Genomic DNA, 22,236 nt, shown 5'->3' with positions numbered 1-22,236 from the left:
GTCTTCTTTTCCTCCTGTCTTATTTCCCATAATAAATCGGACGACGCTTTTCTTTAAATGCTTCTAGTCCTTCCATGCGATCAGCCGTTGGTATTGTCTTTTGATAATAGGTATGCTCTAACTCCAATCCAGTTGCCAAATCTGTTTGTAGACCTTGATTGATAGAGAGCTTTGCTTGTTCCAAGGCAATCGGACCATTATGTGCAATAGACGTCGCAAGTTGAATAACACGTTTCATTAGTTCCTCTCTATTGGTCAAATCTTCTATTAACCCAATATGATAAGCTGCTTCCGCAGTAATTGGCTTTGCTGTAAATATCAGTTTTTTTGCTTGCCCAGGGCCAATTAATCTTGCCAATCGTTGTGTACCACCGGCTCCAGGAATAATTGCGAGTGACGTTTCCGTTAAGCCAACTTTTGTATCAGCAATGGCAACTCGTATATCACAAGCCAATGCCAGCTCTAACCCACCACCAAATGCTACCCCATTCAATGCGGCAATAACAGGCATTCTCATGCGCTCAATTGCGGATACGGTCTTTCCTATGTAACGAACAGCGGCAACTACCTCGCTATCATTCATCCTGCTTCTTTCTTTTAAATCAGCTCCCGCACAAAAGGCTTTTTCACCCGAACCCGTAATAATCACACAACGAATTTTTGGGTCAGCATCAGCTTGTTGAATGATACGGTTGAAGTTATCCAACAATGCGCTGGATAATGCATTTGCTGCTTCTGGACGTTGTAATCGAATCATCGCAACATGATCTTGCACCAATGAATATTCTACTAATTTTCCCATATAATCCCCCTTTGTCACACATGCTTAAAAGACGAACCGAACACTTATTCTATGATTGCAATGACGTCCCCTTCGTTTACAAAATCACCTTCAGCAACCTTTAACTCCTTTACCGTTCCAGCCTCTTCCGCAGCTATCGGAATTTCCATTTTCATAGACTCTAAGATAACTACATCCTGATCCGCTTCTACTTGCTCTCCAACTTGAACTGTAATTTTCCAAACACTTCCGGCCATACTTGCTTTTACCTCTTGCATGTTCATACCTCCAATTATTTCTTTGATTTTATTAACGGTAAATAATACTGTTCGACAAATGAGGTTGTCGTATCACCTGCTTGAAATGCCTCATGTTCCACTACCTTTTCAAGCATCGGGATATTTGTTTGAATTCCCTCTACTCGAAATGTCGATAATGCTTGTCGCATACGTGTAATCGCTTCCTCTCTCGTACGACCTTTCACGATAAGCTTACTAATCATCGGATCGTAATATGGGGTAATATCCATATCTTGACGAACAGAGGTGTCATTACGCACAAATGATCCAGTCGGCATGTCAAAAACAGTGATATGTCCTGGTGACGGGAAAAAAGTTTCCGGATTTTCCGCATAAATTCTTGCTTCAATGGCATGACCATCTATACGTAAGTCATCCTGTGAATAAGAAAGTTTGTTTCCATTTGCAATATGAATTTGCTCAGCGACTATATCAACACCAGTAATCTCCTCTGTGATTGGATGCTCAACTTGAATTCTTGTATTCATTTCAAGGAAATAGAAATGCTGCTGATTATCTACTAAAAATTCTATCGTACCTGCATTCGTATAGGCAAGTGCCTTGGCAGCTGTTACTGCCGCCTCCCCCATCGCTTCCCGCGTTGCTTGGGAAATAAATGGGGAAGGTGCCTCCTCGATTACCTTTTGATTACGACGTTGAATGGAGCATTCCCGGTCAAATAAATGAACCACATTTCCATGATGATCGGCAAGAATCTGTATTTCAATATGTCGTGCATTCTCCACCTTTTTCTCTAAAAACATCGAACCATCACCGAAGAAGGTTTCTGCCCGCTTTTGATTACTGGCAAAGGCCTTTATCAATTCATCATCCGAGTGAACGACTTGCATACCAATACCACCGCCGCCTGCAGATGCCTTCAGCATGATTGGATAGCCAATTTCATGTGCTACCCTAACTGCTTCTTCGGCAGTAGCTATAGCTGCTTCGTTACCTGGAACTATTGGCACTCCAGCCGTCTTCATCGTTTTTCTTGCTTCGATTTTACTGCCCATCTTAATCATCGCATCACTACGAGGACCGATAAATAAGATACCTGCTTCTTCACAGCTTTTTGCAAATGCAGGATTTTCACTCAGAAAACCGTAGCCAGGATGAATCGCATCGGCGCCTGCTTCCTTAGCAATAGTGATGATCTTATCCATATTCAAATAGCTTTCATTCACCCTTGGAGGACCAATCAGGAATGCTTCATCTGCCATTTCTACATAGGGTGATTTTTGATCTGCTTCAGAAAAGACTGCAATGGAGCGAATCCCCAACTGTTTACAACTGCGAATGACACGTGCCGCAATTTCTCCGCGATTGGCAATAAGTATTTTCTTAATCATACACATTTTCTCCCCCTCTATATGAATCTTTCAATTAGCAACATATCACACACATCTAACAGCCTAGCTGTCGTGCAATGACAAGACGCTGCACTTCAGAGGTTCCCTCACCAATTTCAAGAAGCTTGGCATCTCTTAAATATCTTTCTACTTCATATTCACGCATATATCCGTAGCCACCATGAATTTGGATTGCCTGATCAGCAGCCCGTACCGCCGTTTCAGATGCAAAAAGCTTCGCGTAAGCTGACTCTTTAGTGAATGGTTTATTTTGATCCTTTAACCACGCTGTCTTATATACCATATTTCTTGCCAATTCTATTTCCATCGCCATATCAGCTAATTTAAACTGAATAGCCTGAAAATCAGAAATAGATTCGCCGAATTGCTTTCTTTCCTTTGCATAGTTCAAGGATTTTTCCAGGGAAGCCTGTGCAATACCCAATCCAAGCGCCGCAATGGAAATTCTTCCACCATCCAAGGTATATAAAAACTGATGAAAGCCTTTTTGTGGGTCACCTAATAGATTCGTCTTCGGGACACGAACTTGATCTAAGACAACTTCCGCGGTATCAGAGCCTCGAACTCCCATCTTATCGTAGTTGCTCGTTACCTTCACGCCTTCTGTATCTGTTGGTACGATGATAGCGGAAATGATGTTTCTGCCCTTTTCATTTTTTCCAGTAACAGCGGTAACGATAATCGTATCTGCAAAACTAGCATTCGTGATAAAGCATTTTTCACCATTAATAATGTAGCTATCGCCATCTGCTATTGCCGTTGTCTTTGTACCTCCTGCATCAGATCCCGCATTTGGTTCTGTTAATCCAAATGCTCCAAGTGCTCTGCCTTCTGCTTGAGGTTTTAGAAATTCTTGTTTCTGTTCTTCGGTACCAAAATAATAAATCGGACTAGCCCCAAGCGAAACGGTTGCAGCAAAGCTTAAACCTGTACTGCCACACACCCTGCCGATTTCTTCTACCGCAATCGCATAGGAGATAGTGTCTCCACCAGAACCACCATATTCCTCAGGAAACGGTATTCCCATAAACCCGAGCTCTCCCATTTGATCAAATATATCTTTTGGGAACGTAGCCGACGTATCTATTTCAATTGCACGCGGTTTAATGACTTCCTCTGCAAAATCTCTAACCATTTTTCGAACCATTTGCTGTTCCTTTGTTAATTCAAAATTCATCCCATAACCTCCCCTTAAGTATGTCAGAGTCACTTGGACAGACTTTGACAAAATCCTGCTACGCTCAAAAAGAAAGCGTTTACTATTTCATGCTCCCATCTTACTTTATCGTGAAAAGTTGCGCTTTTCAATAATAATATGCATTTTTTTATTTTGATTGATTTTCCTATTGGAAGAATTGGACACTTATTTCTATGCAATTTTTCGTTTTTACACTGCATCCAAGACATATTTTCCATAGAAAAACAGGACAGAGAAATAATCAACTGTCCTGTTTGGAAATTATTCTTTCTCATCATTTTGAAAAGGTTTTTCATAGCTTGCTTCTCGCCAGACTTCGGTTACTTCCCCTTGGTTATCTGCATCAATTACAAAGGAACCATTACTATAACGATCACTTGCAGATAGTTCCAACGGATAAATGGTATGTGTTTCTCCTTTTGCTGTGCGGAAATAGATGGTTTCATGTACATCTGCTGCAAAGAACCCGCGGACACGATGCGGTTTGCTTTTCAGTTCTCGCAGCATGACTAACCCTCGTCTTGCCCGACTCATTTTTTCAAATGTACGTAATGTCATACGTTTACAAGCACCACGCTGTGTGACGACAACGAGCGAAGGATCAGATAGATCATCAAAGACCTGCCCACCAACAACAAATTCATCTTTTTTCAATTGAATAGATTTGACTCCGGCGGTTCGGACACCTACAACAGAAATTTCCGATTCATGATACCAAAGCCCAAACCCAGTATTGGTAGCTAAGAATACATCGGCATTTCCATCTGTTCGATACACATTGATTACTTCATCTTCCTGCTTTAAATTGACTGCAACGAGTGCTCTGGAATAGCGCTGTACTTCATACAATCGCAATTCACTTCGTTTAACCATACCATTTTTTGTAAAGAAAATGATATAGTCATCCACATTGAAGTCTCGTACTGGAATACATTGCACCATTTTTTCATCCCGATCCAGTGACACCATATTCGAGATGTGCTGACCAATATCCTTCCAGCGGATTTCCGGCAGCTCATGAACCGGTACATAAATGTATTTTCCTTTATTCGTAAATATTAACAGCTTATCAGTCGTATTTATTTCTAATAATCGCAGGAGATAATCATCATCTTTTATTGCGAAGTCTTCACCATTAGATGCCGCGTAAGATCTAATGCTTGTTCGCTTCACATAGCCATCTTTCGTAACGGAAACAAGTACATCCTCGCTTGCAATCGTAACTTCGATATCGAAGGTGAGTTCTTCAATCTTTTCTTCAATAATCGAACGACGCTTATCACCATAGGTTTTCTTAATCTGGCGCAAATCTTGCTTAATCGTTTGAAATAATTTCTTATCACTTGCTAAAATTGCTTCCAATTCCGCAATTTTTTTACGCAGTTCTTCAGCTTCTGCTTCCAAAGCAGTAATATCGGTATTTGTTAGTCGATAAAGCTGTAGCATAACAATTGCTTCTGCTTGTATTTCAGTAAATCCATATTTATCTATGATTTGACGCTTTGCATCCTGCTTATCCTTCGAGGCACGGATGGTCGCAATCAACTCATCCAGAATAGAAATGGCCTTAATTAACCCTTCCACAATATGTGCACGACTATTTGCCTGCTTTAGATCAAAGGCGGTTTGTCGGGTAACAACATCTTTTTGGTGTGCAATATAAGCATCTAATATCATCGGCAAAGACATTAATGTTGGTGTCTTTTGTTGAATGGCGACCATATTAAAGTTATAGGCAACCTGCAGATCCGTATTTTTATACAAATAATTCAATACACCTTCTGCATTTACATCTTTCCGAAGTTCAATAACAATACGCAGCCCAGTTCGATCTGTTTCATCCCTTACTTCAGCTATTCCTTCCACTTTACGGTCCAGTCTAAGCTCATCGATTTTTTTGACCATATTGGCTTTATTCACATCATATGGAATTTCATCCACGACAATTTGCTGGCGTCCACTTCGTAAATCCTCTATTGCAGCCTTCGCACGAACTATAATTCGTCCTTTACCAGTCTCATATGCCTTCTTGATTCCATCAACACCTTGGATGATGCCCCCAGTTGGAAAATCAGGTCCTTTAATTACCTTCATTAAATCATCTACAGATGATGCTGGCTTATCAATGCGCATGATAACCCCATCTATAATTTCTGCGAGATTATGTGGCGGAATATCTGTTGCATAGCCAGCGGAAATACCCGTTGAACCATTTACAAGCAGGTTCGGAAACTTCGCTGGAAGCACGACAGGTTCGTCAATTGTATCATCAAAGTTCGGTACAAAATCAATCGTTTCCTTATGAATATCACGTAGCAGCTCGGAAGCGATGCTAGATAACCTCGCTTCTGTATAACGCATCGCAGCAGCCGGGTCTCCATCAATACTTCCATTATTCCCATGCATTTCTACTAATTCATTTCTTACCTTCCAATCCTGACTAAGACGTACCATCGCATCATAAACAGATATATCACCATGTGGATGGTAATTACCGATTACCGTTCCAACTGTCTTTGCAGCTTTTCGAAAGTTTTTATCATGCGTATTCTTATCCTCAAACATTGCATATAAAATCCTTCGCTGCACTGGCTTTAATCCATCTCTGACATCGGGTAGTGCCCGATCCTGTATAATATATTTACTGTACCTTCCAAACCGGTCACCAATTACTTCTTCCAGTGGAAGATCCAAATAATTATCCGTCTGTGACAAACCAATTCCCCCTTCTTTCAGACATCCGTGGAAAAATTCTTTTCCTGCACCAATTCACAGCAGCTTTTTAAATCTGTTGTTCCTGTTGATTGTGAATTTTTTCGTTTTCCAATATATTCGTATCTTCTTCTAAGCCGAATGCAACATTACTTTCAATCCATTTTCTTCTTGGTTCGACCTTATCACCCATTAATGTTGTCACTCTACGTTCTGCACGCGCTAAATCATCAATGGTTACACGGATTAAGGTTCTCGTTTCTGGATTCATTGTCGTTTCCCATAGCTGGTCTGCATTCATTTCACCCAGACCTTTATAACGTTGAACCATATAGCCATTTTTAAATTGTTTAATTGCTGTCTGCATTTCATCCTCATCCCATGCATAGACAACCTGTTCTTTTTTACCTTTACCTTTTGAAATCTTGAACAGTGGTGGCAATGCAATATATACCTTTCCAGCTTTCACAAGGGAACGCATATAACGATAGAAAAATGTCAGTAAAAGCACCTGGATATGTGCACCATCCGTATCAGCATCTGTCATGATGATCACTTTATCATACTGTACATCCTCTAAATCAAAATCCCCACCAACGCCCGCACCAATCGTATGAATGATGGTTGAGATTTCTTCGTTTTTCATCACGTCCTCCAGCTTTGCCTTTTCCGTATTAATTACCTTTCCACGCAATGGCAGAATCGCTTGAAAACGACGATCTCTCCCTTGTTTCGCAGAACCTCCGGCAGAGTCCCCCTCCACTAAATAAAGCTCGTTTTTCTTAGGATTGCGGGATTGTGCTGGTGTTAGCTTTCCACTTAAGAGCGTATCACGTTTTTTACGCTGTTTTCCTGTTCGTGCATCCTCACGGGCTTTCCGCGCAGCCTCACGGGCTTCTTTTGCTTTAATTGCTTTTTTAACAAGCTGGGTAGAAATGTCAGGATTTTCTTGCAAGAAATAAGAAAGCTGTTCTGAAACGATGGAGTCCACTGCGGATCGTGCTTCTGAAGTTCCGAGTCTTCCTTTTGTTTGACCTTCAAACTGCAGCTTTTCCTCTGGAATAAGTACAGAAACGATAGCGGTCAATCCTTCCCGAATGTCAGAGCCTTCCAGATTCTTATCCTTCTCCTTTAATAATTCAGCTCTTCGGGCATAATCATTAAAGGTTCTAGTCATGGCAGCACGAGCACCTGACTCATGTGTTCCTCCATCCTTTGTCCGTACATGGTTTACAAAGGATAGCATACTCTCTGCATACCCATCATTAAATTGAAAAGCAAAATCTACCTCAATATCGTTCTGCTCCCCTTCAAAAGAAGCAACTTCATGAAGGGTATCCTTTTCTTCATTTAAATAATGAACGAAAGATTCCAGGCCATCCGGAAATTCAAAATGCTGCTTTTCATCACTGCGCTGATCTATTAAGTCTATTTGCAACCCTTTTAATAAAAAAGCTGATTCTCTTAACCGCTCCGAGATGGTCTCTATATCATAGACCGTTACAGAAAAGATAGCTGGATCCGGTTTAAAATGGATAATAGTCCCTGTTTTTCTTGTTGTGCCTCGTTTTTCCAAGCCCCCAACAGGATGACCGCCTTTTTCAAATCGTTGAAAATACGTATGTCCATCACGATGAACCGTAACCTCCATCCATTCTGATAAGGCATTCACAACGGAGGCACCTACACCATGTAAACCACCACTTGTTTTATAGCCACCTTGGCCAAATTTACCACCAGCATGAAGCACAGTGAAGATAACCTCCACTGTTGATTTACCTGTGCTATGTAGACCTGTTGGCACGCCTCTGCCCTGATCCTCTACAGAAATACTATTATCATGATGAATGGTAACTGTTATTTTATTACCATAGCCTGCTAATGCCTCATCTACTGCATTATCGACGATTTCAAATACAAGATGATGAAGGCCACGATGATCTGTGCTTCCAATGTACATACCTGGTCGTTTTCTAACCGCATCCAGACCTTCCAGTACTTGAATGGAATCATCAGAATACTGCATAGTTTCCTTTGCCAAAAGCCATCGACTCCCTTAATTTATTCTTCATTCATATGCGTACTCAAAAATAGGTATAAAGAACCGCTATGAAACAATAGTTTATCATGCACGCTGTTTGTTCATTCACACCCAATTTACGAACATCACGTCAATAAAAAAATGTCATCACACACACCGCATCTATGATACCAAAAATATGCAGCATGGCATTTCCTGTTACTATACCACAAACGAACGTATGATTGCATATGTGTGTCATTTATTTATGAATCCTTGTCTAAACCCGTGTATTAGTATACTACAACTCGTTTCCCATTGTATAGCATTGCTATGGTTGTTTATGGATATTCAGTTTAAACGCTGCATTTACAACACATTGCATGCATTATCCAAAATGATTTCCAAAACAAAAGCGCCTCTGAGTGAAGGCACTTTTGCTTTCGAATCCACCTTATTTTTTAAGTAAAACTGCGTGTGCAACCTTTATACATATATCCATCACAACCGTGAAATCACGAGCTTGCAAATAATCAGCCGCTTCCTCGTTTACAATACCTTGTTGAGCCCAAAAGACTTTGCAATCCGTTTTGGCTGCTTCTTTGGCTATAGCGGGTAAATATTCTGGTCGGCGAAATACATTGATGATGTCCACCCGTTCCGGAATGTCAGTTAAAGAAGCATATGACTTCTCACCCAATACCTCATCTGCTGTCGGATTCACAGGGATAATACGGTACCCTGCATCCTGCATAACTTTAGAAACCTGATGCGATGTTCTGTCTGGATTCGCCGATAAACCTACCACCGCAATCGTTTTTGCTTGCTGTAATAGAGTTGTTATCTTTTCTTTGGAAGGATTTTCCCACGCCATTTACATCCATCTCCTTTTATTGATCAAGCAAACCGTTCTCCACCAAATAATCTTTTGCAACTTTTTCTGGGTCCATATCATCGTAATCTACTTTGTAGTTCATTTCGCGCATTTCATCATCGGTAATTTTACCACTTAGCTGATTTAATATTTCTTCCAGCTCTGGATATTCCTCCAATGTTTCCTGTCTCAACAATGGCGCCCCTTGATATGGTGGAAATAAGTTCTCTGGATCATCTAATGTAACTAAATCCAATTCTACCATATAACTATCAGTTGCGTAGGCATCAATCACATCGACCTCACCATTCGACAATGCTTGCTGGCGAATACCTGGCTCCATCGATTTTACATTTGCTAAATCTAGACCATAGATTTCTTGCATGCCAACATAGCCATCATAACGATCCTTAAACTCCAACGTGAAACCAGCTGTGATGTGATCTTGAATGGCTTTTAAATCCCCAATGTTTTCCAAGCCATACTGTTCCGCTAACTCCTTCGTTGTAGCAACGGCATACGTGTTATTAAAATCCATCGGCTCCAGATATGCCATATCAAACTGATCCTTCATACCTGCTTTCGCTTGTTCATATACTTCGTATGCATCATTACTTTGTGCTTCTTGCTCCAAATGGGTAACAATGGCGGTTCCGGTAAATTCCGGAAAGATATCAATATCCCCTTGCTCTAATGCAGTAAATACAAATGCCGTTTTACCCAATCCAGGCTTTAAATCGACGGATAAATCTGTCTCATCTTCAATTAATAATTTATACATATTAATGAGTATTTCCGGTTCTGATCCCAACTTACCACCAATCACAATGTCTCCTTTTTGCGCGGAAGGAATAATCAGTGGAGATGCCGCAACTAGTATCGCAATAATTAACATTGCAATAAAAGATTTAAAGCCCGCACGTTTCGATATTTTCTCAAAGCCGCGCAGAATAAAATCCAATATAATTGCTAGAAGTGCTGCGGGGATTGCCCCTAGTAATATCAAATTAATGTCTGCACCACGGTCCAAACCAAGTAAAATAAGCTCACCTAAACCGCCTGCACCAATTAAAGCAGCAATGGTAGTCGTACCAACAATGAGAACCATAGAAGTCCGAATACCTGCCATAATAACAGGCATAGCAATAGGTAATTCTACTTTACCGAGCCGCTTCATGGAATTCATTCCCATTCCAGTTGCTGCCTCTAGAAGGGCTGGATTCACTTCTTTAATACCTGTATACGTATTTCGTAAAATAGGTAACAGACCATAAGCCGTTAATGCAATGATAGCAGGGGTTTTACCAATGCCGTAAAACGGAATCAAAAATGCCAGCACCGCAAGACTTGGAATGGTTTGCATAATAGCCGATATACCGATAATTGGTTCTGCAATACGTTGATATCTGGTTAATAATAAACCAAGTGGCACAGCAATGAGGATTGCAATGACCAATGATATCAAGGATATTTGCAAATGTTCCCATATCGTTTGAATAAGAATATCTTGTCGATGCTGAAAGACTGCCCAAAATTCAGCCATGTTTGATCCCTCCCTTTTCCATAGCAGTTTTATCATGGAGGTAACGGATCATATCCTCATAATCAAGCGTTCCAATTAACTTTCCATTCCTTACAACCGGATGGCGCGTAAATCGACTTCCCTGAAAAATTTCGCTCGCCTTATTCAAAGTTAAATCATGCGGTAAAGGTTGAATATCTACCCGTTTACCAAATTGAATCGCTCCCTCGTATGTGCCATCATCATGCTTTAAAAACAATATTTCTTCGGCCAATTCCTGGGGAGGATTATTAGCCGTTGTTAACGTGTACGTATCTGATCGATTGGCAATCACATCAATTGCCGTTTGCCAAGGGGATTTACGCTCCCCAATAAAGGATTTCACAAAATCTGTCTTGGGCTGTAAAATCAATTGCTGTGGTGTATCAACCTGAATGACCTCACCATCCTTCATTAAACACACTCGATCCCCTAGTGCCATTGCCTCGTCCATATCATGGGTAACAAAAAGGATGGTTTTCTTTATTTTTTCATTTAATGCTCGAATATCCTGTTGCAATTGTTCACGACTTATTGGATCAAGTGCACTAAATGGCTCATCCATTAAAATGATATCCGGATCCGCTGCAAGCGCACGAATGACCCCAATCCGCTGCTGCTGACCACCTGATAACTCACTAGGCATCCGCTTTGCATAGGTTGCTGGATCCAGTCCAACCATTTCCAACAGCTCATGGATACGGTCCTTCACTTTTTTGCGGTTCCATTTTTTCATCTCTGGAACGATTGCTATATTTTCTGCAATCGTCATATGTGGAAATAAGGCTATTTCTTGAAGTACATACCCGATATTCCATCTCAATTCATGAATATTATAGGAATGTATATCCTGATCATTTATGTATATTTCACCAGAAGTTGGCTCGATTAAACGATTTACCATCTTCATCGTTGTTGTTTTCCCACAGCCACTGGGACCGATTAATGTCATGAGTTCCCCTTTTTTTATATGAAGGGAGAAATCACGAATAGCTTGTGTACCATCTTCATATCTTTTGGTAATATTGTTAAATTTTATCATTGGCAAGCTCCCTTTTATTTTCCAACATATACATGTAAAGCGACACTTAGCGTATCATAAAAATTATTACCCTGAACAGTGGAAATGAAACATCCTTCGACAAAATCAGCGTCTTTTCTTAACGTTTTATATTAAAAAACCAATCCACCTCCATTGATGATTAGGATTTCTGTTGAAGCAAATTCGCTGATATAATGTTACCTAGGGAAGATTTTATCATTTTTTTATCCCTACAAAAGATACTTCATGATAGAATAGGATTGGAGCTAGAAAGAAAATCCAGGCTAGGCTTCGTACGGCCGGAAAGTGGGAATGATGATGGAATATATTATTTTTGGACTAATTGCTTATTTACTTGGATCAATACCATCCGCACTCTTAGTTGGTAAAATTGGATTTAATATAGATATTCGCGAGCATGGAAGTGGTAATCTCGGTGCTACAAACACCTTCCGCGTATTGGGCATCAAGGCAGGAAGTATTGTTACACTCGTAGATATTTTAAAAGGCACAGCTGCAACATTAATTCCGCTATTATTTGCTGATGTCGAGGTTCATCGGTTAATTATCGGTATTTTCGCTGTGCTAGGCCATACATATCCAATCTTTGCTAAATTTAAAGGTGGTAAGGCGGTTGCTACCTCGAGCGGTATTATTCTTGGTGTGAGTCCGCTTTTATTTATCGTGATGATCGCATCGTTCTTAATTACCCTGTACATTTCCAAATATGTTTCACTATCATCTATGATTACTGGGATTGTTGCAATTATTGTCTCCTTTTTCTTGAAGGATGTCGGCTTAATTATCGTAACTATCGCATTGACAATCTTCGTCTTTTACCGACATAAAGAAAACATTAAGCGAATCATAAACAAAACAGAACCAAAGATTACGTGGATGTAAATGTACCGGTTCAATTAGGTATTTAATCAATCTACTTGCAGCATACAAACAGAACGATTGAATATGTACAAGCAGTTGCGTATACTTTGAATGAAATTGATAGTTTGTGGAGAAAGGGATATTGCTATGGATCATATTAAAACGTTAAGAAAGCTGCCTCCAAAAGCAGAGCGGCATCAAATATTCGGTTCTGTTGCGCCAGGACCAAAGTCTAAACCGACTGATAAAGAAAGTATGTCAGATTTGCAGAATGTCCAAAAAGACTTTCTGTTTCCATTAGATGTAGTTGGTATTTCCAATGTGAAGCACCCAATCATCGTAAAAAGCACGCTAAAACCGTTGGAACAGACCTCTGTTGCACGATTCACCTTCTCTTCCAGTATTCTTAAAACGAGTAAAGGAACAAATATGAGTCGATTCACAGAGCAATTGCATATCTATCAAGAAAAAGGATTGATAGCAGATTTTGGAGTTCTAAAGCAGTTTACAAAGGAGCTTGCGGAGCGACTTAAACAAGAGGATGCAACAGTAGAGCTTACCTTCCCATGGTTCTATGAACGTAAAGGGCCACAAATGGGAATTGCTGGATTAAATCATGCTGATGTTACGATGAAGGTAACGTATGATGTAAAGAAAGGCTTTCAATTAGAAGGAAAATTATCCGTATTTATTACAACGCTTTGTCCTTGTTCAAAAGAAATCAGTGAATATAGTGCTCATAATCAGCGTGGAGAAGTGGTTCTGACAGCTGGATTCCGAGATGATTTTGATCATGATTCAATTGACTGGAAGGTAATGCTGCTTGAAGCTGCGGAAAGTAATGCAAGTTCCAGACTTCATCCCGTACTGAAGCGTCCCGATGAAAAAATGGTAACTGAAACAGCATATGAAAATCCTCGTTTTGTAGAAGATGTTGTTCGGCTCGTAGCTGCAGATTTATATGAAATGCCATTTGTCCGACATTTTAAAGTTTCTTGTCGAAATGAAGAATCCATCCATATGCATGACGCCATTGCATCTTTAAGCTATAATAAAGAAGAAGATATTTACGAATAGGAGATTTTTATCCCATATGAAACAAGGCTACTTTCCAAGCAAAGAAGGAAATAATGATGAAATACTTGTTTATTGGAATCATTAAATTTTATCAGAAGGCAATTAGTCCTTTTAAGCCACCGACATGCCGATTCTATCCAAGTTGCTCCGCTTATGGTTTAGAGGCATTGAAGCGATTCGGCGCAATCAAAGGTGGTTATTTAACCATCAAACGCATCAGTAAATGTCACCCGTTTCATAAAGGTGGCGTTGATCTGGTACCGGAGAAAAAGGAAAAATAATACGGGGTTCCCAATCACTAGATTTACTATACCAAGGAGATGTCATACATGAAAATTCAAATTAGTGAAGATGCAGCGAAATGGTATAAAGATGAACTAGAATTAGAATCACCATCCCATGTACGCTTTTATGTCAGGTATGGAGGCTTTGGAGGAAACATTCCAGGATTTTCATTAGGTATCAATGTCGAAGAACCAGAAGAGATTCATTCTTCAGCCAAAGTGGACCACATCACCTTTTTTGTCGATCAAGATGATGCATGGTATTTTGAAGAAAAAGACTTACAAATTGATTATAATCCCAAAATGAAAGAACCAGAATTTCATTATCAAGGATGATAAAAAAGTTGGTACAGTGCTCGTGTATAGCTACACGACAATGCGCCAACTTTTTTTAATAGATTATAAATGAAATCGTTCCAGCTGCTCCCATTGGCCTTCCTTGATTAAGATGTCCTTCTGCCGATTTCCAAAAAGATCAAAATGTGGATAAAGTCTATCCCTGTGAACCCACTCTGGCTGTAACCCATATTGCTTGCCCCAGGTAATTAATTTTTCCAGATTACTACAGCCTACTTTTGTCACTGTATTAGCGCCCGGGAATCTTTCATCCTGCCAATAATGTGTTAGAAAAGCGATATTACCAGCTCTTACCTGACGTTTCCATTCATTTAATTCCACACGATCAATTCCAAATGCCATTAGCTTTCTCCCAGGCTGGATAAGTAAGCTTGATGCCATTCAGGAAAGGAACGACGTAAAGATAATGGACGAAAGCTATCTTTCTTCACGATCACATGCTCTGTTGAACCGGAAACGACAGCTTCATTTGCTTCATTCAAAATATGATAGCCATACACAGTGCGTAATCCATCATAGCTTTTTAGCCATGTTTCTACATAAGCTTTTTCACCGTAACGAATTGGTTTCTTAAATGATAATTGTGCATCCACAACCGGTGAAACGACTTGTTTCTCTTCCATCGCCGCATAGCTTAGCCCAAGTTCTTCAATAAATTTCGTTCGACCTATTTCAAACCAGACCAGATAATTGGCGTGATATACAACTCCCATCTGATCTGTTTCCTGATAACGTACGTCAATTGGTGTCAATGTTTTCTTCATATTTCTGTCCTCCCCAACACCGTCTATTTTAACATATCTCCATATAAAACAGCATCCCAAACCAAGTTGGCTTGGGATGCTGTTTATTCCGTACGATTTTGGAAATCAGCTTCATCTTCAATTTCATCTCGCATACCTTTAATCGCTTCTTCGCGTCGCTTGTTCTTTTCTTTTATTTGTTGCTTTTGCTCACCTGAAGCATAATCCAGCGTTTCCTCAGCCGCCTCTTTATTCTCCAATGTGTCCTGCACCATTCCTTGCAGTTTCTCAACATTATCACTGCGATCATCTGGTTTTGCTTTTGGCCTTTTGTCTGTCATTCGTCCGTTCCTCCCATATATGATATGATTGCCCAAATGGCTACACTTAGCTTCTCACCATGCTATCAAAATATACACTATTAGCATGACATGCTGCGGCGTGGGGATAAGCTATAGCGATTCGTCCATATGACGAATAAACCCTCGTTCTGATAAAACGCATAAAACAACTGGGCAATTGACGGTGAATTTGAATAAAATAAAAATCCATACCCTAGGAGAACGCATACCGCTTTGAGTGTGAAGGCTAAGTTCTAAAGGGTTGTTGCTTCAAAATACATTTGATGACAAGATGCTGTCTTTAATGTATTCATTTTACAAAACTTGTTATAATAGTATGTGATAAAAATTTAGAATCCTAAGAAACTAAAATGAGAATAGTGATTGTATTCCCAAATACTAATATGTGACCTCATTTTTCTATGTCTTTTATGATGCATTTCCAAGCATAATTACAGTTGTATAATTATTTGATTTTTGACATGCTAAAATTAGCACGATTCCTGAAAATGAAAAGCATTTTTTCTGCGTGCAAAACATAGGATCGAGGCCTTTCTTAAACTTTTATACAATAAAAAATACAAGTTGGATTGACGATATGAACTCCAACTTGCATGTTTACTTTAGATGCCTCCATTGCTCTAGGTAATAGCTATGCTTCTTTTTCATTTTCCTTCAGAGACTGGTGCATCCTCTCTTCTATCATTAATTCTATTCGTTCCATTCGCTCTTTATCTCGCAAGATTTGTTGTCTATTTGCTTGAACGAGCTCTTCAAAGGTCATTCGTTTTTTAAGAGATATGGCATTTCACCCCTTTTTATTAAGAAGTGTTGCCATATCTTATCATTTTTATCCTTTTTCATAATGACTTTGAATGATGCCTATCATTTAGTTTAGTTTTTCCAACATTTCTTCCATAAATTCATAGGTCATTGGACCAACCTTTTTTGGTAACTGAACGACACCATCTGTTCCAATAAAATAACTGGTGGGCAGTGAAACCGCCATATAAGTCTCACCGACAGCCATGTCACGATCCAAAACAACTGGAAATGTAAAGCCGTTCTCTTCCAAAAATTTATGTACATCTGTCTCTTTGTTTTCTGTATTTGTTAGGTTAACCGCAAGAATCTCAATATCATCACCATGTTCCTCATGAAATTGCTGCATTTCCGGCATTTCTTTTCGACATGGTCCACACCAGGAGGCCCAAAAGTTCAATAGAACCTTGCTGCCACGTAAATCAGATAAGCGAATGGTTTCTCCTTCAATGGTTTCCAATTCAAAATCTGGTGCTTCTTCGCCCTGTTCAATGCCACCTTGATTAGGTGCGGATATGGCAACTCCATTGACATTTGTATCGCCTGTCACATCTGTTTCATTTGATGCTTTTTCCTTCGGTTGAAAGGTATTTATCATTAAAATAACGGCTAATATGGTAATTAATGCAACACCAATAATATTTTTGGACATATAAAATCTCCTTTATTTAACTACGCAAATTGGTTGCTACATTATATTCTAAATAGCGGCATTTGAATAGTAAAGCCTTTTAGCTTTTAACCTGTAAAGGTTCATATTTTGTCCATATTTACTGGCATACTACAATCGAATCATTAGACTTTATTCCATTAAATCCCAATGCAAAATGTAGAAAATAAATTAGGTTTTGCCTGATTGGCGGTAAATTCGAGAAAATATATTCCTGTTTCCTTCATTGCAATAAATTCACAATAAAGTGAAGTTTCAATCAGTAGGAGTTTTCGTTCTTCTCCACTGACTGTTCGTTGAATAAATCAGGCCTTTACTGGCTGTTGATCCCCTATCAACATAAATTCTTGAAATAAAGTTCTTACAACCAATTAATCTGTGATAAAATAAACGGTCATGTTTATCTGTTCGAGAAAAACATGACCGTTTAATCATGATGAGGGACTAGTTATACCCAAGTCCCTCATCATATATTTATTCTATTAAGCTTTTAGTTTATCACGAAGTACCATTTGCAAGATTCCACCATGACGATAGTAGTCAATTTCTACTTCACTATCAAAGCGAGCAACTGCACGGAATTCAGTAGTTTTTCCATTTTCATCCACTGCTGTTACTTTTACAAGATCATGTGGTTTAACTTGCTCATCGATTTCAACATGAATCGTTTCTTTACCAGTCAAGCCAAGCTTCTCTGCACTTTCACCTTTTTCAAACTGAAGTGGTAGAACTCCCATCATCACAAGGTTAGAACGATGAATTCGTTCAAAGCTTTCTGCAATGACTGTCTTAATACCAAGTAAATTGGTACCTTTTGCAGCCCAGTCACGAGAGGATCCCATACCATAATCCTTACCGGCCATCACAATTAAGCCCGTTTGATCTGCTTGGTATTTCATTGCTGCATCATATATTGGCATGATTTCTCCTGTTGGCCAATAAGTAGTGTAGCCACCCTCTGTTCCAGGAGCAATAAGATTTCTGATTCGGATGTTTGCAAATGTACCGCGCATCATGACTTCATGGTTTCCACGACGGGATCCATATGAGTTGAAGTTACGTGGGGATACGTCTTTATCCTGCAAATAACGTCCTGCAGGCATATCCATTGCAATTGCACCAGCTGGTGAAATATGGTCAGTCGTTACAGAATCACCGAATAATCCAATGGTGCGCAAGCCTTTTAACGGCTCTACTTTACCTGCATCCTTTGAAAGTCCTTCAAAGAATGGTGGGTTTTGAATATACGTGGATTCGTCATCCCACTCAAATAATGGCTCATCTGTCGTTTTAATTTCATTCCATTTTTCGTTGGAATCAAATACACTTTCGTATTCTTTACGGAAAATTTCTGGTGTTACGACATCTGAAACGGCTTGTTTAATTTCTTGCATGGTTGGCCAAATATCCTTCAGATAAATTGCGTTACCTTCTGAATCTGTACCAAGCTGGTCATTTGTTAAATCAAAGTCAACAGAACCTGCAAGTGCATAAGCAACAACCAATGGCGGTGAAGCTAAGTAGTTAGCTTTTACCAGTGGATGGATACGCCCTTCAAAGTTACGGTTACCGGATAATACAGAAGCTACCGTAAGGTCTTCATCCACAATTGCTTTTTCAATTTCTGGAAGTAATGGACCTGAGTTACCAATACAAGTCGTACATCCATAACCTACTGTGTTAAATCCAAGCTGGTCTAAATATTCATTTAAACCGGAGTCTTCCAGATAGCGTGTTACTACCTTAGAGCCTGGTGCAAGGGATGTCTTCACGTAAGCAGGTACGGTTAAGCCTTTTTCAATCGCTTTCTTCGCAAGTAATCCAGCCCCGAGCATTACATAAGGGTTCGACGTGTTCGTGCAAGACGTAATAGCAGCAATAGCTAAAGAACCTGTTTTTAATACGGACTTTTTGCCATTAGGATGTTCCACAACCGCTTCTTTATCAAATTCAGATTTTGATAAACCGAAGCCTTGGTTACCGGATGGTGCTGTAATTGCTTTATTAAACTCTTTTTGCATCTGAGACAAAGCAATTAGATCCTGTGGGCGTTTTGGACCGGATAGGTTAGGCTCCAGCTCAGAAAGATTGATTTCAACAATCTCTGTATAATCTGGATCTGCTTGTTCCGGTGTATACCATAAATCATTTGCCTTACAATACGCTTCAACTAATTCAATTTGTTCTTCACTACGACCAGTTAAACGTAAATAGTTTAATGTTTCTGCGTCTACTGGGAAGAATCCGCATGTCGCACCATATTCTGGCGCCATGTTAGAAATAGTAGCCCGGTCAGCTAGTGGCATATCCTGTAAGCCTGGACCAAAATATTCGACAAATTTCCCAACTACATTCTTCTCACGTAATACTTGTGTTACTTTTAATGCCAAGTCTGTTGCAGTAGTACCTTGTGGGAAACTGCCTGTGAATTTCACACCGATTACTTCTGGAGCAGGGAAATAAGAAGGCTGTCCTAACATACCAGCTTCTGCTTCAATTCCACCAACACCCCAACCCAAAACACCAAGACCGTTAATCATCGTTGTATGAGAATCGGTACCTACTAATGTGTCTGGGAAAGCATCAAATGTGCCATCTTCATTTTCCAAACCGTGAACAACGTTAGCAATATACTCCAGGTTTACCTGGTGGACAATACCTGTTGCTGGTGGCACTGCACGATAGTTATCGAATGCTTTTTGTGCCCAATGCAGGAATTCATAGCGTTCACCATTTCGTTCGAATTCCAATTCCATATTTGCACGCAAAGCATCAGCTGAACCATATTGGTCAACCTGTACAGAGTGGTCAATTACAAGATCAACTGGAACCTCTGGATTAATTTTATTTGGTTCGCCGCCCATGTCTACCATTGCTTTACGCAATGATGCCAAGTCTACTACAGCAGGTACTCCAGTAAAGTCCTGCAAAATAACACGGGATGGCTTGAAAGGAACGTCAACAGCCTCTCCCTTTACTTTACCCCATTCCGTTAAGCCTTTGACGTGTTCATCATTAATCACTCTACCATCATACTGACGAACTAAAGATTCCAATAACACACGGATGGAAAAAGGTAATCTGGAAATTCCACCCAAACCTGCATCTTCCAACGCCTTCAGCTGATAATAATTGTACTTTTTCCCATGAAGCTCAAACTGCTTTTTTGCCTGAAACGCATTTTGTTCTGACACGTTGACAATCTCCCCTCGTTTACATTTTTCGGTTCATTCAAAATAGATTTTCATGACGAAATTTATATGATTACTCTCATCATTCCTGTTGAAGCCTTCATAGATACGCTTTCAACATTACTAACCATGTATTATATTAAATGAAAATCAAGCATAAAACAAATGTTTCATGCTTGAAGATATATATAATAATATTATGCAAACTGATAAGTTTTTCTTATATGGTACTATGATGTATGCAAAAAGAACGTAATATCTTAGGTTGATGTTTCATCTTTTATCGGAAAACTAATCCGAAATGTACTCCCTTTTTCCATATTGTTGATGATCTGCAGCGCTGCATCGTGTCGCTGCAATATTTGTTTGGTAATCATAAGACCTAGGCCGGTCCCATTCTTTTTTGTTGTAAAAAACGGTTCCCCCAATTTATGTATCGCTTCCTTGGGAACTCCATTTCCTTCATCAATGACATCCAAAAAAATACCCGTTTCATTTGGATGCACATGTACGATAATCATCCCAGCCGCATCCATTGCTTCAATCGCATTTTTAACCAAATTGATTAGAACCTGTTTTATCTGTGAACGATCACAATAAATGAAAGCATCTTGCTTTTGCCTGCAAAGAATTTCAATATCCTTTAATTTCGCCTCAGGTTTTAGTAAAGAAATAACATCCAAAATCATTTGATTTACGGATTCTCGTTGCATATGATGTGTGACTGGCTTGGAAATAAATAATAGTTCTGAAGTTATTGTCTCTATTTTTTCGATTTCATCAATCATTATTTTATAGTACGCATCTTTTCGGTTAACGCCAGCCTGTAACAGCTGTAAAAAACCTTTGATTGCTGTTAATGGATTTCTAATCTCATGTGCAATTCCAGCAGCCAATTGACCAGCAATCGACATTTTTTCCGATCGTATCATCATTTCTTCTACTTCTTTTTTCTCCGTAATATCTGATAAAATACCTATATAATAATTGCGATTGCTATGTTCATCATAGAAGTTACCCGCCTTACATTCACAGTAAAGTAATCGATCGTTATTTTTTCGAACTTGAACTTTAAACTGTTGTGCTTTTTTACAATTTTTATCGTAAATAGCCGAAATATCTGATGCATCAGCCTCATAAACCAAATCTTTCCATGGTAATCCGATTAAATCCTCTTGGTTAAATCCCAATAACCATTTCACAGAGGGCGAAATAAATTCGATTCTACCTTTTTGATTACTAACAACGATTAATTCATTACTGGACTGTTCAATCCACTTAAGCATGTTTTTAGGAAGCGATGATAAACTTGATTTAAAGGGCAGATCGTGCTCGTTCTCGCTTGCCATTAGCTCCATATCCAATTTGTATTCCCTTTCTTTCTTATTTGGTACCATCACATTCGCTCCTTTCCCCCAAAATTCAACAAGAAAAACTGCTCTAGTGAATGTATATGTCATCAATTATTAAGATATGAAACTTGTTTATATGTATAATTCCTTTTATACTCTCATGTTTGACAGTTAAAACCACAGAAATGCTTTCACACTTAGCATTTCTGTGGTTTTTTTAGTGTTCAAAAGTGAGTACTATTTATGTTTTTTTACCTCTTTTAAAATTTTTTTCATTTTTTTTATGGGTACGATTTCAGTATCTGTTCGGAATCCGAATACATCATGCAATTTATCTGTTAAATCCGTTCTGGTATAAGTAGGAATATATCCTTCATTCGTGGCTTCCAGCACTCTCATTTCCCGTAATGTTTGAATGATTTCAAAACAGGTAGCTGACTCATCAATTTTCTTTTCAATCAGGCGATAGGTCAATAATGATAGAAAGCACACTAAGAAATGTGCCTCGATACGCTCATCTTTTTGAAGGTAAACCGGACGTGTCCGCATTTCGCTTTTCAGAATTCGAAAAGTTTCCTCAATCTCCCAGCGGCGCTGATTGATTTTTACAATTTCCTCCGGGGTACTTTCTAAGTTTGTACATACACCATAGAATCC

21 protein-coding genes are annotated in these 22,236 nt (G+C 39.3%); 4 read left to right on the top strand and 17 right to left on the bottom strand.

Annotated elements, in window-relative coordinates; all coding sequences use genetic code 11:
• Positions 1–19: 19 nt before the first annotated feature.
• The 9 genes from DX933_RS10430 to DX933_RS10385 all read right to left on the bottom strand — a co-directional run bounded on the left by DX933_RS10430 (position 20) and on the right by DX933_RS10385 (position 11,860).
• Positions 20–802, bottom strand: coding sequence for an enoyl-CoA hydratase (locus tag DX933_RS10430; RefSeq protein WP_123316377.1), 783 nt, complete (start codon positions 800–802; stop codon positions 20–22).
• A 44-nt stretch (positions 803–846) separates the two neighbouring features.
• A complete protein-coding gene (locus DX933_RS10425) occupies positions 847–1,059 on the bottom strand; it encodes an acetyl-CoA carboxylase biotin carboxyl carrier protein subunit (RefSeq protein WP_123316376.1) in 213 nt (70 codons plus the stop codon).
• A 14-nt stretch (positions 1,060–1,073) separates the two neighbouring features.
• Positions 1,074–2,432 (bottom strand): acetyl-CoA carboxylase biotin carboxylase subunit, encoded by a 1,359-nt coding sequence (locus DX933_RS10420; protein ID WP_123316375.1) that lies wholly within the window; start codon positions 2,430–2,432, stop codon positions 1,074–1,076.
• 55 nt (positions 2,433–2,487) lie between these two features.
• A complete protein-coding gene (locus DX933_RS10415; RefSeq protein WP_123316374.1) occupies positions 2,488–3,630 on the bottom strand; it encodes an acyl-CoA dehydrogenase family protein in 1,143 nt (380 codons plus the stop codon).
• A gap of 282 nt (positions 3,631–3,912) precedes the next feature.
• Positions 3,913–6,366 (bottom strand): DNA topoisomerase IV subunit A, encoded by a 2,454-nt coding sequence (parC, locus tag DX933_RS10405; RefSeq protein WP_123316372.1) that lies wholly within the window; start codon positions 6,364–6,366, stop codon positions 3,913–3,915.
• A gap of 67 nt (positions 6,367–6,433) precedes the next feature.
• A complete protein-coding gene (parE, locus tag DX933_RS10400) occupies positions 6,434–8,389 on the bottom strand; it encodes a DNA topoisomerase IV subunit B (RefSeq protein ID WP_123316726.1) in 1,956 nt (651 codons plus the stop codon).
• Between the two features lie 448 nt (positions 8,390–8,837).
• Entirely contained in the window at positions 8,838–9,257 is a 420-nt protein-coding gene (locus DX933_RS10395; RefSeq protein ID WP_123316371.1) for a CoA-binding protein, read from the bottom strand.
• Between the two features lie 16 nt (positions 9,258–9,273).
• A complete protein-coding gene (locus DX933_RS10390) occupies positions 9,274–10,800 on the bottom strand; it encodes an ABC transporter permease/substrate-binding protein (protein ID WP_123316370.1) in 1,527 nt (508 codons plus the stop codon).
• Complete coding sequence (locus tag DX933_RS10385) at positions 10,793–11,860, bottom strand: ABC transporter ATP-binding protein (protein ID WP_123316369.1); 1,068 nt, start codon at positions 11,858–11,860, stop codon at positions 10,793–10,795. Before DX933_RS10385 ends, DX933_RS10390 begins: the two co-directional genes overlap by 8 nt.
• Positions 11,861–12,178: 318 nt before the next feature.
• On the opposite strand from DX933_RS10385, the gene plsY reads away from it, so the two are divergent.
• The 4 genes from plsY to DX933_RS10365 all read left to right on the top strand — a co-directional run bounded on the left by plsY (position 12,179) and on the right by DX933_RS10365 (position 14,439).
• Positions 12,179–12,763: a glycerol-3-phosphate 1-O-acyltransferase PlsY gene (gene plsY, locus DX933_RS10380; RefSeq protein WP_123316368.1), complete on the top strand. Its 585-nt coding sequence runs from the start codon at positions 12,179–12,181 to the stop codon at positions 12,761–12,763.
• Positions 12,764–12,889: 126 nt separating this feature from the next.
• Complete coding sequence (gene folE2, locus DX933_RS10375) at positions 12,890–13,819, top strand: GTP cyclohydrolase FolE2 (RefSeq protein WP_123316367.1); 930 nt, start codon at positions 12,890–12,892, stop codon at positions 13,817–13,819.
• Between the two features lie 56 nt (positions 13,820–13,875).
• On the top strand, positions 13,876–14,100 hold the full coding sequence (yidD, locus tag DX933_RS10370) for a membrane protein insertion efficiency factor YidD (protein ID WP_223805943.1): 225 nt from the start codon (positions 13,876–13,878) through the stop codon (positions 14,098–14,100).
• 48 nt (positions 14,101–14,148) lie between these two features.
• A complete protein-coding gene (locus DX933_RS10365) occupies positions 14,149–14,439 on the top strand; it encodes a HesB/YadR/YfhF family protein (RefSeq protein WP_123316365.1) in 291 nt (96 codons plus the stop codon).
• 63 nt (positions 14,440–14,502) lie between these two features.
• Here the strand turns inward: DX933_RS10365 and DX933_RS10360 are convergent, their stop codons facing one another.
• The 8 genes from DX933_RS10360 to DX933_RS10325 form a co-directional block, all read right to left on the bottom strand.
• On the bottom strand, positions 14,503–14,802 hold the full coding sequence (locus DX933_RS10360) for a hypothetical protein (protein ID WP_123316364.1): 300 nt from the start codon (positions 14,800–14,802) through the stop codon (positions 14,503–14,505).
• Positions 14,802–15,224, bottom strand: coding sequence for an acyl-CoA thioesterase (locus DX933_RS10355; protein ID WP_123316363.1), 423 nt, complete (start codon positions 15,222–15,224; stop codon positions 14,802–14,804). The genes DX933_RS10360 and DX933_RS10355 overlap by 1 nt, the downstream gene beginning before the upstream one ends.
• Positions 15,225–15,307: 83 nt before the next feature.
• Positions 15,308–15,544 (bottom strand): small acid-soluble spore protein Tlp, encoded by a 237-nt coding sequence (gene tlp / locus DX933_RS10350; RefSeq protein ID WP_123316362.1) that lies wholly within the window; start codon positions 15,542–15,544, stop codon positions 15,308–15,310.
• Between the two features lie 652 nt (positions 15,545–16,196).
• Complete coding sequence (locus DX933_RS10345) at positions 16,197–16,328, bottom strand: FbpB family small basic protein (RefSeq protein ID WP_123316361.1); 132 nt, start codon at positions 16,326–16,328, stop codon at positions 16,197–16,199.
• A 105-nt stretch (positions 16,329–16,433) separates the two neighbouring features.
• Positions 16,434–17,018 (bottom strand): TlpA family protein disulfide reductase, encoded by a 585-nt coding sequence (locus tag DX933_RS10340; RefSeq protein WP_123316360.1) that lies wholly within the window; start codon positions 17,016–17,018, stop codon positions 16,434–16,436.
• 500 nt (positions 17,019–17,518) lie between these two features.
• Entirely contained in the window at positions 17,519–20,230 is a 2,712-nt protein-coding gene (gene acnA, locus DX933_RS10335; protein WP_123316359.1) for an aconitate hydratase AcnA, read from the bottom strand.
• 257 nt (positions 20,231–20,487) lie between these two features.
• On the bottom strand, positions 20,488–21,624 hold the full coding sequence (locus DX933_RS10330) for an ATP-binding protein (protein WP_223805942.1): 1,137 nt from the start codon (positions 21,622–21,624) through the stop codon (positions 20,488–20,490).
• 192 nt (positions 21,625–21,816) lie between these two features.
• Positions 21,817–22,236, bottom strand: a 420-nt coding sequence (locus tag DX933_RS10325) for an IS1634 family transposase (RefSeq protein ID WP_145962274.1), incomplete at its 5' end; no start/stop codon positions are given.

The organism is Ornithinibacillus gellani, assembly GCF_003730295.1.
GTDB classification, from domain to species: Bacteria; Bacillota; Bacilli; order Bacillales; family Amphibacillaceae; genus Ornithinibacillus_A; species Ornithinibacillus_A gellani.
The sequence above is the reverse complement of the archived record's forward strand: the minus strand, read 5'-3'. Positions and strand labels throughout refer to the sequence as shown.

Coding starts and splice junctions, on each gene's coding strand:
- parE (WP_123316726.1), bottom strand. CDS start 8,389: ATGCAGTATTCTGATGATTCCATTCAAGTACTGGAAGGTCTGGATGCG.
- yidD (WP_223805943.1), top strand. CDS start 13,876: ATGAAATACTTGTTTATTGGAATCATTAAATTTTATCAGAAGGCAATT.
- DX933_RS10365 (WP_123316365.1), top strand. CDS start 14,149: ATGAAAATTCAAATTAGTGAAGATGCAGCGAAATGGTATAAAGATGAA.
- DX933_RS10345 (WP_123316361.1), bottom strand. CDS start 16,328: ATGACCTTTGAAGAGCTCGTTCAAGCAAATAGACAACAAATCTTGCGA.
- DX933_RS10395 (WP_123316371.1), bottom strand. CDS start 9,257: ATGGCGTGGGAAAATCCTTCCAAAGAAAAGATAACAACTCTATTACAG.
- DX933_RS10385 (WP_123316369.1), bottom strand. CDS start 11,860: ATGATAAAATTTAACAATATTACCAAAAGATATGAAGATGGTACACAA.
- plsY (WP_123316368.1), top strand. CDS start 12,179: ATGGAATATATTATTTTTGGACTAATTGCTTATTTACTTGGATCAATA.
- DX933_RS10425 (WP_123316376.1), bottom strand. CDS start 1,059: ATGCAAGAGGTAAAAGCAAGTATGGCCGGAAGTGTTTGGAAAATTACA.
- DX933_RS10360 (WP_123316364.1), bottom strand. CDS start 14,802: ATGGCATTTGGAATTGATCGTGTGGAATTAAATGAATGGAAACGTCAG.
- DX933_RS10415 (WP_123316374.1), bottom strand. CDS start 3,630: ATGAATTTTGAATTAACAAAGGAACAGCAAATGGTTCGAAAAATGGTT.
- DX933_RS10390 (WP_123316370.1), bottom strand. CDS start 10,800: ATGGCTGAATTTTGGGCAGTCTTTCAGCATCGACAAGATATTCTTATT.
- DX933_RS10420 (WP_123316375.1), bottom strand. CDS start 2,432: ATGATTAAGAAAATACTTATTGCCAATCGCGGAGAAATTGCGGCACGT.
- DX933_RS10355 (WP_123316363.1), bottom strand. CDS start 15,224: ATGAAGAAAACATTGACACCAATTGACGTACGTTATCAGGAAACAGAT.
- folE2 (WP_123316367.1), top strand. CDS start 12,890: ATGGATCATATTAAAACGTTAAGAAAGCTGCCTCCAAAAGCAGAGCGG.
- tlp (WP_123316362.1), bottom strand. CDS start 15,544: ATGACAGACAAAAGGCCAAAAGCAAAACCAGATGATCGCAGTGATAAT.
- DX933_RS10430 (WP_123316377.1), bottom strand. CDS start 802: ATGGGAAAATTAGTAGAATATTCATTGGTGCAAGATCATGTTGCGATG.
- DX933_RS10330 (WP_223805942.1), bottom strand. CDS start 21,624: ATGGTACCAAATAAGAAAGAAAGGGAATACAAATTGGATATGGAGCTA.
- DX933_RS10340 (WP_123316360.1), bottom strand. CDS start 17,018: ATGTCCAAAAATATTATTGGTGTTGCATTAATTACCATATTAGCCGTT.